This window comes from Citrobacter amalonaticus Y19, assembly GCF_000981805.1.
Taxonomy (GTDB): Bacteria; Pseudomonadota; Gammaproteobacteria; order Enterobacterales; family Enterobacteriaceae; genus Citrobacter_A; species Citrobacter_A amalonaticus_C.
The window spans coordinates 908,768-921,637 of the sequence record NZ_CP011132.1; the positions used below are offsets into that span (position 1 = coordinate 908,768).

The following is a 12,870-nucleotide window of genomic DNA, read 5'->3' on the forward strand; positions in this document are numbered from 1 at the left end:
TTAAAGGAAGACATGGGTCATTAACGTTATATGAATACATTTATCAGGAAATAAAAATGAAATTTATGAAGCCTAAATACCTGGCGCTCTTTATTGCGGCAGCGACAAGCTCTGCATTTGCTGCAGCACCGGGTACTCCTTCTATTGGCAGCGGCAATGACAAATTTGCCCTTGTTGAAGTGGACCAGGCAGCACAGGCGTACAGCAACCTCATCAAAGTACATAAAGATGGCGTAGATGTGAAGGTTGAGTGGAACGTCTGGAGTGGCGCAGCGCCAACATCAGCGAAAGTGCTGCTGGATGGCACCACCGTCTGGACAGGAGCAGGCAGCACCTCTGGCTCTGCGACTTTTAAAGTGAAAAAAGGCGGACGTTATCAGGAGCAGGTCGAACTGTGTAACGCCAGCGGTTGTACCAAAAGCGCCAGCAAGCTGATTATCGTTGCCGATACCGACGGTAGCCACCTGCTGCCGCTGAATGCGGCGATGCGTGAGAACAACAAAACCTTCGCTCAGCATACCGATAAAGTCGTGGGGGCATATTATCCTGAGTGGGGCGTGTATGACCGTGACTTCCAGGTCGACAAAATTCCTGCGGCTAACCTGAACCATATCCTGTACGGCTTTGTTCCGATTTGTGGCGGCGATGGCATCAACGATGGTCTGAAAACCGTTGAAAACGGCAACAGCTTTGCTGCGCTGCAACGCGCCTGTAATGGCAGCCAGGACTTTACCGTCGCTATCCACGATCCGTGGGCCGCGCTGCAGAAACCGCAATCCGGCGTTTCTAACTGGGACGACCCCTACAAAGGTAACTACGGTCAGTTGATGGCGCTGAAAAAAGCGCATCCGGATCTGAAAATTCTGCCTTCCATTGGCGGCTGGACCATGTCCGACCCGTTCTTCCATATGGCTGACCCGGCTATTCGTGCGCGCTTTGTTGGCTCCGTCAAAGAGTTCCTGCGGACCTGGAAATTCTTCGATGGCGTGGACATTGACTGGGAATTCCCGGGCGGCGGCGGTGTGACGGAAAACCTGGGCAATCCGCAGCAGGACAAAGCCACCTATACCGTGCTGATGCGTGACCTGCGCACCATGCTGAACGAACTGAAAGCAGAGACTGGCCGTACCTATGAGCTGACCTCGGCGATCGGTTCCGGTAGCGATAAGATTGAAGACGTGGATTACACCACGGCGCAGCAGTATCTCGATCACATCTTCCTGATGAGCTACGACTTCTACGGCGCGTGGAGCAATACCGAACTGGGTCACCAGGCGGCACTGTACGCTCCTGCAGATCGTCCGGATACCAACTACACCACGGCAAACGGTGTTAAAGCGATGCTGGCGCAGGGCGTACAGCCTGGCAAGATCGTTGTTGGTGCAGGCATGTACGGTCGCGGCTGGACTGGCGTTCACGGTCAGACTGGCAGTAATCCATTCACCGGCACCGCGACAGGCGCAGTGAAAGGGACCTGGGAACCGGGCGTTGTTGACTATCGTCAGATTGTTAACGAATTCAAAGGTAAAGCAGGTTGGGAATACGGCTATGATACAGCCGCTGAAGCGCCTTACGTCTTTAATAAAACGACTGGCGATCTTATCAGCTACGAAGATGCCCGTTCGACAACCGCGAAAGGCAAATATGTCCTGGCGAACAATCTGGGCGGCTTGTTCGGATGGTCTATCGATTCCGATAACGGCGACATTCTGAACGCCATGAATGAAAGCCTGCTGGGTGGTGGCTCTACGCCGGTTGATCCGGTGGTGACTAACCACGCGCCAATCGCTTCTGCGGCCGATCAGAATGTGACCGGTCCGGTTACCGTCACGCTTGATGGTTCCGCGTCCAGCGATCCGGATGGTGATGCGATGACTTACAAATGGACCCAGGTTTCTGGCCCATCGGTGACTATCAGCAACAGCGCCAAAGCGAAAGCGTCCTTTAACGTTGCCGCGGCGACCAGCGATCAGACCATGGTATTCCGCCTGACGGTGACTGACGCCAAAGGGCTGAAAAACGCAATTGATGTCCAGATTGTGAACAAAGCGCCGAAAGCAAACCAGGCACCGGTGGTGAACCAGATGGAAACCATCACCCTGCAAGCGGGCGAAAGCCACTCTCTGCATGCGCAGGCTGCGGATCCCGATGGTGATGCACTGACCTATACCTGGAGCGTTCCAGCGGATATGCAAGCGACCGGCGCTAATACCGCCAACGTGAACATCACTGCGCCAGAAGTGACCTCCGAGTCTACCTACACCCTGAGCGTTGTGGTGAGCGATGGTAAAACCAGCGTGCAGTCTAACGTACAGGTTGTGGTCACGCCGAAACCTGCAGACGAAGGCAATACCCCATCTGACGAAGGCAACACGCCGTCTGACGAAGGTAATACCCCATCTGATGAAGGCAACACACCGTCTGACGAAGGCAATACCCCATCCGATGAAGGCAGCACGCCATCTGACGAAGGGACGGCGAACGGCAGCTGTGACAAACCGGTTGATGCGAATGCCAGCAAATATGCAGCATGGAACGCCGGCAAAGTTTACAACAGCGGCAATACCGTCAGCTTCGACAATCTGGTGTGGAAAGCGAAATACTGGACGCAGGGCAACCAGCCTGGCTTCGGTGTGGACGCCTGGGATCTGGTCAGCAAAGTGAGCATGAACTGGCGTTCTGATGTGGTCTACAACAGCGGTGAAACCACCACTTACCAGGGTTCTGTCTACCGTGCGAAATGGTGGACCCGTGGTGATAAACCGGGCAACAGCGACGTATGGGTGAAAGAAGGGGCATCAGCAGATTGCAAATAATTTTCTGACCCTGACATTACGGGCGTGATCTGCGCCCGTAATGGCTGACTACCCCCTCTTCGGGGTGGTCAGCCACTCACCAGGATTCACGGATGTGCGTAAGGAGAGAATGGAAAATAAAAGCAGCAGGTAATGAAATGAAACGGTTAATCTTGTTATTGCTGATCGTCAGCCAAAGTGTTTTCGCCAATTGCTGGGATAAAGCAGCTCATTATTATCACGTCGATCCGTATTTGTTATTTGCTATTGCGAAAGTGGAATCCGGTATGAACCCTTATGCGGTTGGCTGGAACCATGATGGTTCGCGAGATGTCGGCCTGATGCAAATTAACAGTTCTCATTTTGATGAACTCCAGCGTCAGGGGATCAATGAGCAACGCTTAATTGCCGAGCCTTGTACCTCTATTATGGTCGGTGCCTCTATTTTATCGAATATGATTAAAGTCTATGGCTATAACTGGGAAGCGGTAGGCGCATATAACGCGGGACTGAAAAAAGAAAATTATACTAAGCGCATGCGCTATGCCCGTAAGGTCTGGAATAAATACCAGAAAATAAAACCCAGCACTTCTGTTGAATATTAATATTTTTGTTTTTTGAAGAGCACAAAGCGGTGTTCTTCAAAAAATGAAAAACACGGCAATCCCAGTCTTATGTATTAATGGAGTAATACATAAGGCGGGATCGTCAACACCATTGTTGTTTACGAACAGGATTATTTGAGATGACCAAAAGGACACTACTGAGCGTTCTCGTTGCGGGCGCTTGTGTCGCCCCGTTTATGGCCCAGGCGAACACGTTGCAGGCGACCAGCAGCGAGCCCTACACCGTTCACGCCAGCGATCTGGCGAAAAAGGAAAAAGAGCTCACCAATTTCCCATTGATGGTATCGGTAAAAGACACGATTGCCACCCTGGACAACAGTCTGGTTGAGCAGATTGAACCCGGTCGCGCGGCGAACCCGGATAACGTGAAACGCGTTGAAGGTATCGTCAAAGCCAGCGACTGGGAATATCTGTTTCCCATGCGCGCACAGTCTTACACTTACAGCAACTTCCTGAAAGCGGTGGGTAAATTCCCGGCGCTGTGTAAGACCTATAACGACGGGCGTGATAGTGATGCGATTTGTCGCAAAGAACTGGCAACCATGTTTGCTCACTTTGCGCAGGAAACCGGCGGTCACGAGAGTTGGCGTCCGGAAGCCGAATGGCGTCAGGCGCTGGTGTATGTGCGCGAAATGGGCTGGAGCGAAGGGCAGAAGGGCGGCTATAACGGCGAATGTGCTCCGGATATCTGGCAGGGTCAGACCTGGCCGTGCGGTAAAGACAAAGATGGCGATTTCGTCAGCTACTTTGGTCGTGGGGCAAAACAGCTCTCCTACAACTACAACTACGGCCCGTTCTCTGAAGCCATGTTCGGCACAGTCCGCACATTGCTGGACAAACCGGAACTGGTGGCAGATACCTGGCTGAACCTGGCGAGCGCCATCTTCTTCTTCGCTTACCCGCAGCCGCCAAAACCAAGCATGTTGCAGGTTATCGACGGTTCCTGGAAGCCGAACGATCACGATAAAGCCAACGGTCTGGTTCCGGGCTTTGGCGTGACCACCCAGATTATTAACGGCGGCGTGGAGTGCGGCGGCCCGACTGAAATTGCGCAGTCTGAAAACCGTATCAAGTACTACAAAGAGTTTGCGAAGTACCTGAAGGTCGCGGTTCCGGCAAATGAAGTGCTGGGTTGCGCCAACATGAAACAGTTTGACGAGGGCGGCTCAGGCGCGCTGAAGATTTACTGGGAGCAGGACTGGGGATGGAGTGCGGATACACCAAGCGGCGCGACATACTCTTGCCAGCTGGTGGGCTATCAGACGCCGTTCAGCGCGTTCAAAGAGGGCGACTACAGCAACTGCGTGAAGAAATTCTTTAATGTGAACATTGTCAATGATGATGGTTCTGCAACGACCCCAGACGATGGGCAGGTCACGCCGACGCCAACGCCGCCAGACGATGTGACGCCAGTGCCAACGCCGGATCCTGAGCCGACGCCGGATGAAACGCCAGATGTGCCAGCAGTTGTTAACCATGCGCCAGTCGCGCAGATTGCCGGTCCGATCGGCGCCGTTGAAGCGGGGGCGAAAGTCTCTCTGAGCGCGGAAGGTTCCACTGACGAAGACGGTAATAAACTGACTTATACCTGGCATTCCCAGGATGGTCAGACGGTAACCGGCACCGATAAAGCGGTGGTGACATTCAACGCACCGGAATCCGCGACGGCTCAGCAGTATGAAGTCAGCCTGACCGTGAGCGACGGCGAACTGAGCAGCACAACCACCTACCTGCTGAACGTGAAGGCGAAAACCGCGTCTCAGGACGGCGGCACCACCGGGTCTTATCCGGCGTGGGTGGCGAAAAGCAAGTACAAGGCAGGCGATATCGTGAACAACCACGGTAAACTGTTCCAGTGTAAACCGTTCCCGTACAGCGGCTGGTGTAACAGCGCCGCGACGTACTATGAACCTGGCGCAGGTCTGGCCTGGGCTGATGCCTGGACGGCTCTGTAAACGCAATACGCAAAAAGCAAAACGGCAACCCAAAGGTTGCCGTTTTTTTTGTCCATCCAGCGGTGGCATATGCATCCTGACGCACAGCGCAGTAACCTGTCTGTCAGGCATCCTGAAGAATATACCCATAAAGTGAAGGGTTACGTTCACTTATATTCAGTGTTCCTCTGAAACCGCACTACACGTGAACGTGCAAGGGAGGCTCGCCGCCGCCTCCCTTGCAACCCAGGCTCCCGGCAGGGAAAATCGCCACTTCGTGGTGCATTCGCCTTATGCCGTCTGCCTGTCGGGTCGGGGCCGAGCCTGCATCCTTGCAGGCCGTCCCCTGCGCCCGCTTCCCTGCGGGCGCCCCCGGTCAGCCGTCAACGCCTCATCGATTTTCACGCCGGACCGGGGTGTCGCTTCAGCATTCTGATTTTCAGTAATTTCCGTCTGGCTGTTTAATCAAAATCTCAGAAGGTCAGGTGCGGATGAGTCCGGCTGAAAATTGCCGACGTGTTTGCGTAAGGCCAGAGGATATATTTACCGGCAGTGAACTAACGATGAAGCTTCCCGTGATCCCGTAGCCACGCGGCCGTTTGCACAATACCGTCATCCAGCGTCACCATCGGCTTATAGCCCAGTTCCGCTTCGGCGCGACTGATATCCAGCGTAAAGTCGAAATTCAGCTTCGACACCCCATAGTGAGTTAACGCCGGCTCTTTGGCTGACTTATTGCCAAAGTGCTCCAGGCTGCGGGCGATCATATCCAGCATTGGATAGGGCACAGAACGGATCCGGCAGTGGATGTTCAGCTCATCAATCAGCTTTTGCACGATACTGCGCAGCGTTCGGGGCTCACCGTTGGTGATGTTATACACCCGACCCGAAGGCAGGGTGTCGCACTGTGCCTGGCTCGCCAGCCACATCGCGTGGACAGCGTTCTCATAATAGGTCATATCAACCATCGCGCTGCCGCCGTGCGGCAACAGCACGCTGCCGTAGTGGTGCATCATGTGCGCCAGACGGGGGATAAACACTTTGTCGTGTGGGCCAAACAGGCTCTGTGGGCGCAGCACCGTAAATCGTGTCTGCGGATTGGCCTGGGCCAGCAGGCTGATGACCTCTTCTCCGGCGGCTTTGCTGCGGGCAAATTCGTTAGCAAAACGATGCGGGCGAAAATCTTCTTTGATATCGCGATGATGGTGATAATCGAAGTAAAGCGACGGGGAGGAGATATGGATAAAGTTACGCACGCCCCATGCGACGGCCCATTCGCCAAGACGGCGGGTCGCTCGAACGTTTGCCAGATCAAAAGCTTCCTGAGTTCCCCAGGGGGAGGTGAAACTTGAGCAGTGCCACAGCGTGTCGATGCCCGCAAGCATGACTTTCGCCTGCGAAGAGACCAGTTCGGTCAGATCCGCATGCACAAACTCCGCGCCCATTTTCTCGAGCAGTTTACCCATCGCTTCGTTGCGACCGGTTGCTCTGACGCTGATGCCTTTGTTGCGCAAAAACTCAACCGCGTTTCGTCCTAAGCCGCTGGTTGCGCCGGTAACCAGTACCTTCATATCAGTCCACTGTGTTTAATAAAACGTCGTGCGCATTCTTCCGTGAATTACGTCGGTATGCAATGGGAAACGTGAAACAATACAGCAAGTTTTTACGATTTATCTGTGATTTGTTCTGCAAGTCTGGCAATTTTTTTTGCCATCCCCCGGAAAATAAACAGGTGTGCCGGGATCATCAGCAGCCAGTAGAATAACCCCGGCATACCGTGCGGATGCCACCAGGCGCGCACGTCAATCTCCCGATGGTCACCTTTATCTTCAAGGGTGAAACTTAACCGTCCCAGCCCCGGTGCCTTCATGCCAAACAGCAGCGTGAGCTGTTTTTCCGGCTCGACGATGATCACTTTCCAGCTGTCTACGGCATCCCCCGGTTGAAGCAGCTCGTGTTCAGGGCGACCTTTTGCCAGCCGGTGGCCGACTAACAGATCCAGCGCCGCGCGGATCTTCCACAAGGCATTGCCGAAGAAATAGCCCTCTTTGCCGCCGAGACGGTTCACGACTCGCCACAATGCCGACACACTGGCAGGCGTCTTCATGGTAAAACCGGCCTGTTTGGCGAAAAAACCATATTCTGGTCGCCAGCGGGCAAATGCCTGCGCGTCATAGCCCCAGTCGCTGGAGTTCACCAGTTCCTCTTCTTCCTTCAGCGTGCTGCGTACGGCATCGTCAAAGGCGATAAGCTTCTGGGGTATCAATGCCCGCAGTTCGCTGTCATCAGCCAGCAGATCGTGTCTGAGGCCCTGTATCAACGCTTTCGCGGTGGTTGGCGGCACCGAGGTGATGACGTTCAGGAACCAGACTGAAATCCAGCTGGTGGGAAAGGGGATGGGAACAAGCCAGCGATGCTTGCCGCTCACCGCCATGAAATGTTCGAACTGCTCCTGGTAGCTGAGCACCTGCGGCCCGGCGGCTTCTAGGATCCGATGCGTCAGGGAAGGGTGTTCCAGCAGCGCCACCAGATAGTACAGCAGGTTTTCCAGCGCAATGGGCGTCGTGCGCGAACGAACCCAGCGCGGCGGGGTCAGTATCGGCAGGTTGTAAACCATGTCGCGCATCACTTCAAACGCGGCGGAACCGGCACCGACGATAATCCCGGCGCGCAGTTCCGTCACCGGCACGCCAGATTCGCGCAGGGTGTCGGCGGTGATTTGTCGCGCTCGCAGATGGTCGGACTGCTCGTGTTCCGGTGCCTGCAAGGAACTGAGAAAAATCACCTGCCCGACCGGCGTTTCACGCAGGGCGTCACGCACATTAAGCGCGACCTGACGCTCATGAGCGATAAAATCGCCGCCTTCTCCCATACCATGTACCAGATAGTAGACGGTATCGACATTTGTCAGCAGAGAAGAAAGAGGCGTCGGCCAGTTCAGGTCAACCTTATGACAGCTGACGTTGGGCAGTTGTCGTTTTTCCAGTCGCTCAATGCGACGTGCCGCCGCCAGCACCTGGTGTCCTTGCTGGCTGAGCGCCTGTACCAGATGCTGACCAATGTAACCACTGGCGCCAAGCACCAAAATTCGTTGCGGCACATCTCTCTCCTTAACGATTCAGGAACGCGCGCCAGTGGGCGACGACCTCGGCAAGCTGTTCCCGCGAGACGTCCAGATGCGTGACCAGACGGACAATCGGCGACGCGTTGATCAGCACGCCCTGTGCCTTCATGTGCTCGCCCAGGGCCGCCGCGTTGGCTTCACCCACGCGGACAAACAGCATGTTGGTGTCGTGACGCATCACGTCCGCCCCGGCTTCCCGCAGTTGTTCTGCCAGCCAGGCCGCGTTGTCGTGATCGTCCTGTAAACGTGCGACGTTATTTTTCAGGGCATACAGCCCGGCCGCCGCCAGGATACCGGCCTGACGCATGCCGCCGCCGGTCATTTTGCGCCAGCGGGTAGCGCGCTTGATATAATCGCGACTGCCGACCAGTAACGATCCCACCGGCGTCCCCAGCCCTTTTGACAGGCAAATGGTAAAGGAGTCGCAATACTGAGCGATCTCTTTGAGTTCGCACCCGTAGGCCACGACGGCGTTAAAAATACGCGCGCCGTCAACGTGCAGCGCCAGACCGCGCTCACGGGTAAACTCCCACGCCTCGCGCAGATACTCGCGCGGCAGCACTTTGCCGTTGTGTGTATTTTCCAGGCTCAGCAGGCGGGTACGGGCAAAATGGACGTCATCCGCCTTAATTTTAGCGGCGACTTTATCCAGCGGAAGCGTGCCGTCACTCGCGGCGTCAATGGGCTGCGGTTGAATGCTGCCGAGCACCGCCGCGCCACCGGCTTCGTACAAATAGTTATGTGCTCCCTGACCGGCGATATACTCTTCGCCGCGCTCGCAGTGGCTGAGTAGCGCCACGAGGTTGGCCTGGGTGCCAGTGGGTAAAAATAACGCCGCTTCTTTACCAGAAAGGTCTGCGGCGTATTGCTGGAGCGCGTTAACGGTGGGGTCATCTCCGTACACGTCGTCCCCGACCGGGGCGGCCATCATTTCTTCAAGCATGGCGCGACCCGGACGGGTGACGGTATCACTGCGTAGATCGATCATTGCACATCCCTATTAATTGAAAGGCGATGTGCATTGTTTTACCTGAGCCAGTTGGTTTTTGCCAGATCGATCACCTCATCACCACGACCGCTGATGATGGCGCGCAGCATATACAGGCTGAAACCTTTGGCCTGCTCCAGTTTGATCTGCGGCGGAATAGCCAGCTCTTCTTTTGCGACCACCACATCCACCAGCACCGGACCGTCAATCGACAGGGCGCGCTGTAGCGCTTCATCGACGTCGGCGGCTTTTTCCACCCGAATGCCGGTGATGCCGCACGCTTCGGCAATGCGGGCGAAGTTAGTGTCGTGCAACTCCGTACCGTCGGTGAGATAACCACCGGCCTTCATCTCCATCGCCACAAAGCCCAGCACGCTGTTGTTAAACACCACGATTTTAAGCGGCAGCTTCATCTGGACCACCGACAGGAAATCGCCCATCAGCATGCTGAATCCGCCATCGCCGCACAGGGCGATCACCTGACGTCCCGGCGCAGTGGCCTGTGCGCCCAGCGCCTGCGGCATGGCATTGGCCATTGAGCCGTGGTTAAACGAGCCCAGCAGTCGGCGTTTGCCGTTCATTTTCAGGTAGCGGGCCGCCCACACCGTCGGCGTACCGACGTCGCAGGTAAAGATGGCGTCATCGGCGGCAAAATGGCTGATTTGCTGTGCCAGGTACTGTGGATGAATCGCCTTGTCGCTGGGTTTGGCGAGATCATCGAGGCCCTTACGCGCATCGCGATAATCGCTCAATGCCTTATCGAGGAATTTACGCTCGGTTTTCTCTTCCACCAGCGGCAGGAGCGCAGTCAGCGTGGCTTTGATATCGCCGACCAGTGCCATATCGACCTTGCTGTGTGCGCCGATGCTGGCGGGGTTGATATCAATCTGAATGATTTTGGCATCGGTCGGATAGAACGCGCGGTAAGGGAACTGCGTACCGAGCAGCACCAGTGTGTCGGCATTCATCATGGTATGGAAACCGGATGAGAAGCCGATAAGCCCGGTCATCCCCACATCGTACGGGTTGTCGTATTCGACATGCTCTTTGCCGCGCAGGGCGTGAACGATGGGGGCTTTAATTTTGGCGGCGAACTCGACCAGCTCTTTATGCGCCCCGGCACAGCCGCTGCCGCACATCAGGGCGATATTGCTGGAATAGCGTAACAGTTGGGCCAGCTTTCTTAACTCTTCTTCCGCTGGCGTGACGATCGGCAACGGCGCGTGATACCAGTGGGTGCTGGCGTTTTCTGGCGCGGGTTTTAACGCCACATCACCCGGTAAAACCACCACCGAAACGCCGCGATTGAGCACCGCTTTGCGCATGGCAATCGCCAGTACCTGGGGGATCTGTTCCGGGCTGGAAACCAGCTCGCAATAGTGACTGCATTCGCGGAACAGCTCCTGCGGGTGCGTCTCCTGAAAATACCCGCTGCCAATTTCACTGGAGGGAATGTGGGCGGCGATGGCCAGCACCGGGACGTGGTTGCGATGACAGTCAAACAGGCCGTTGATCAGATGCAGGTTACCGGGTCCACAGGAGCCCGCACACACCGCCAGTTCGCCGGTCAGTTGCGCCTCCGCACCCGCCGCAAACGCGGCAACCTCTTCATGGCGGGTCGACATCCACTCAATCGTTCCCATGCGATTGAGGCTGTCACTCAGGCCGTTCAGCGAATCGCCCGTTACGCCCCAGATACGTTTCACACCCGCCTGTTCCAGTGTTTTAGCAATAAAAGCGGCAACCGTTTGTTTCATGGTTTTCCATCTCCTTAATTGTGATACCGGTTACAAGTTTAGATGAAGATACTGATTACGCTGCGTGGCACCCCCTTATTTTCAGCAGCTTCCTTTCTGGGGGGATAACGCGTAGCGTGAAAAAAATCAGGGCAAACCAGGAGTAAACTCAGATGCTTACAACATTGTTAAATGCAGTGAATCGGATGCTGACGCACGAGGATTTTGGCAAGTTTTTGTTACGCCTGGCGGTTGGGGGATTAATGCTGTTTCACGGGCTGCATAAGCTGTTTGCCGGTATTGATGGCATTAGCGGAATGCTGATTGCCAAAGGGCTACCGGGCTTTATTGCGTACGGGGTGCTGGTGGGAGAAGTGATTGCGCCTTGCCTGATTATTCTCGGGATCCTGACGCGTCCGGCGGCGCTGGTGCTGGCGTTCACCATGATTGTGGCGTGGCTGATGGTCGGGATCAATGAAACCTGGGCGCTGGATAAAACCGGGGCATGGGCGATTGAAAGCCTGGTCTATTTCTTTATCGGCGCGCTGGCGGTGGCGTTTTTAGGGGCGGGGCGCTTCTCGGTCGCTGGCAATTCCGCCTGGCGGTGAGGAGTTGCCGGATGGCGGCGTAAACGCCTTATCCGGCCTACAACAACATTCGTAGGCCGGATAAGCGCAGCGCCATCCGGCAATCGGCTATCAGGCGAGAACCAGGTCACTCTGCGGATGGCAGGAACAGGCCAGCACGTAGCCGTCGGCAATTTCCGCTTCTGTCAGCGTCATGGTACTGCTCACCGTGTAATTCCCATCCACGACTTTTGTTTTGCAGCATCCGCATACACCGGCGCGGCAGGCGGCAACCACAGGCACCTTGTTGCTTTCCAGCGCATCCAGCAACGTCGTGCCGACCGGCGCGTAAAATTCTTTCGCCGGTTGCAGTTTGGTAAATTTCAGGCCGCTGGTTGCCGCGTCTGCCACCGGGGTGAAGAACTTCTCTTTAAAGAAGCGCGTCACGCCCAGCGCTTTCACTTCCTGCTCTACCCAATCCATATACGGCGCCGGGCCACAGGTCATAACGGTACGAGACGTCAGTTCGGGAATGCGTTGCAGCAGTTCCGTGGTCAGGCGACCGGCCACGAAACCGTCGGTGGCGTTGTTTTCCGCCACCAGCGTGACCGGATACTGACGCCACTCCTCGGCGAAAATGACATCCTGCGGCGAACGCACGTTGAAGATCACCTGCACGTCAGCATGTGGACGGTACTTTGCCAACCAGCGACGCATCGACATGATCGGTGTGACGCCACAACCGGCCGCCAGCATCAGGAACTTATCATCGGCTTTATCTTCGCAGGTGAAATCACCCATCGCATCGGAGAGCCAGAGATAGTCGCCGCGCTTCACGTCGCGGGTTAACCACTGTGAGCCTGCACCGTCATCAATCCGGCGAACGGTCAGCGTAATGTACTCGCTGACGCCCGGCGTTGAAGAGAGGGTGTAAGCGCGCAGCGTGTCCGCTGAATGACGCACGCTCACCAGTGCATACTGCCCGGCGCGATACGGATAATAGTCGTGGCACAGCAACGAAATTGTCCATACATCCGGCGTTTCCTGATGGATGTGGTGAACCTGCATCCGCCATGGGCACTGATTCGTTGGCATTGTCAT

Annotated in this window: 9 protein-coding genes; 4 read left to right on the forward strand and 5 right to left on the reverse strand. The window is 55.7% G+C overall.

The annotated features are described in order from the left end of the window. The first annotated feature begins 56 nt into the window (after positions 1-56). The 3 genes from F384_RS04120 to F384_RS04130 all read left to right on the forward strand — a co-directional run bounded on the left by F384_RS04120 (position 57) and on the right by F384_RS04130 (position 5,376). Positions 57-2,816 (forward strand): glycosyl hydrolase family 18 protein, encoded by a 2,760-nt coding sequence (locus tag F384_RS04120; RefSeq protein ID WP_046477847.1) that lies wholly within the window; start codon positions 57-59, stop codon positions 2,814-2,816. Between the two features lie 137 nt (positions 2,817-2,953). After that, entirely contained in the window at positions 2,954-3,400 is a 447-nt protein-coding gene (gene iagB, locus F384_RS04125; protein WP_046477849.1) for a type III secretion system invasion protein IagB, read from the forward strand. A gap of 140 nt (positions 3,401-3,540) precedes the next feature. Continuing rightward, positions 3,541-5,376 carry a glycoside hydrolase family 19 protein gene (locus F384_RS04130; protein WP_046477850.1) on the forward strand — a complete coding sequence of 612 codons (1,836 nt, stop codon included), beginning with the start codon at positions 3,541-3,543 and terminating at the stop codon, positions 5,374-5,376. 536 nt (positions 5,377-5,912) lie between these two features. On the opposite strand, the gene F384_RS04135 is transcribed toward F384_RS04130, so the two are convergent. The 4 genes from F384_RS04135 to poxB form a co-directional block, all read right to left on the reverse strand. After that, complete coding sequence (locus F384_RS04135; RefSeq protein WP_046477852.1) at positions 5,913-6,926, reverse strand: NAD-dependent epimerase/dehydratase family protein; 1,014 nt, start codon at positions 6,924-6,926, stop codon at positions 5,913-5,915. Positions 6,927-7,018: 92 nt separating this feature from the next. Further along, the gene (locus F384_RS04140; RefSeq protein ID WP_046477854.1) at positions 7,019-8,455 is read right to left on the reverse strand and encodes an SDR family oxidoreductase; all 1,437 of its coding nucleotides are present in this window, start codon (positions 8,453-8,455) and stop codon (positions 7,019-7,021) included. A 10-nt stretch (positions 8,456-8,465) separates the two neighbouring features. Continuing rightward, on the reverse strand, positions 8,466-9,467 hold the full coding sequence (gene ltaE, locus F384_RS04145; protein WP_046477855.1) for a low-specificity L-threonine aldolase: 1,002 nt from the start codon (positions 9,465-9,467) through the stop codon (positions 8,466-8,468). Between the two features lie 38 nt (positions 9,468-9,505). Continuing rightward, positions 9,506-11,224, reverse strand: a complete 1,719-nt coding sequence (gene poxB, locus F384_RS04150) for a ubiquinone-dependent pyruvate dehydrogenase (protein WP_046477857.1) — start codon at positions 11,222-11,224, stop codon at positions 9,506-9,508. Positions 11,225-11,376: 152 nt separating this feature from the next. Between poxB and F384_RS04155 the strand changes: the two genes are divergently transcribed. Next, complete coding sequence (locus F384_RS04155; protein WP_046477860.1) at positions 11,377-11,811, forward strand: DoxX family protein; 435 nt, start codon at positions 11,377-11,379, stop codon at positions 11,809-11,811. Between the two features lie 90 nt (positions 11,812-11,901). On the opposite strand, the gene hcr is transcribed toward F384_RS04155, so the two are convergent. After that, positions 11,902-12,870 carry an NADH oxidoreductase gene (hcr, locus tag F384_RS04160; protein WP_046477862.1) on the reverse strand — a complete coding sequence of 323 codons (969 nt, stop codon included), beginning with the start codon at positions 12,868-12,870 and terminating at the stop codon, positions 11,902-11,904.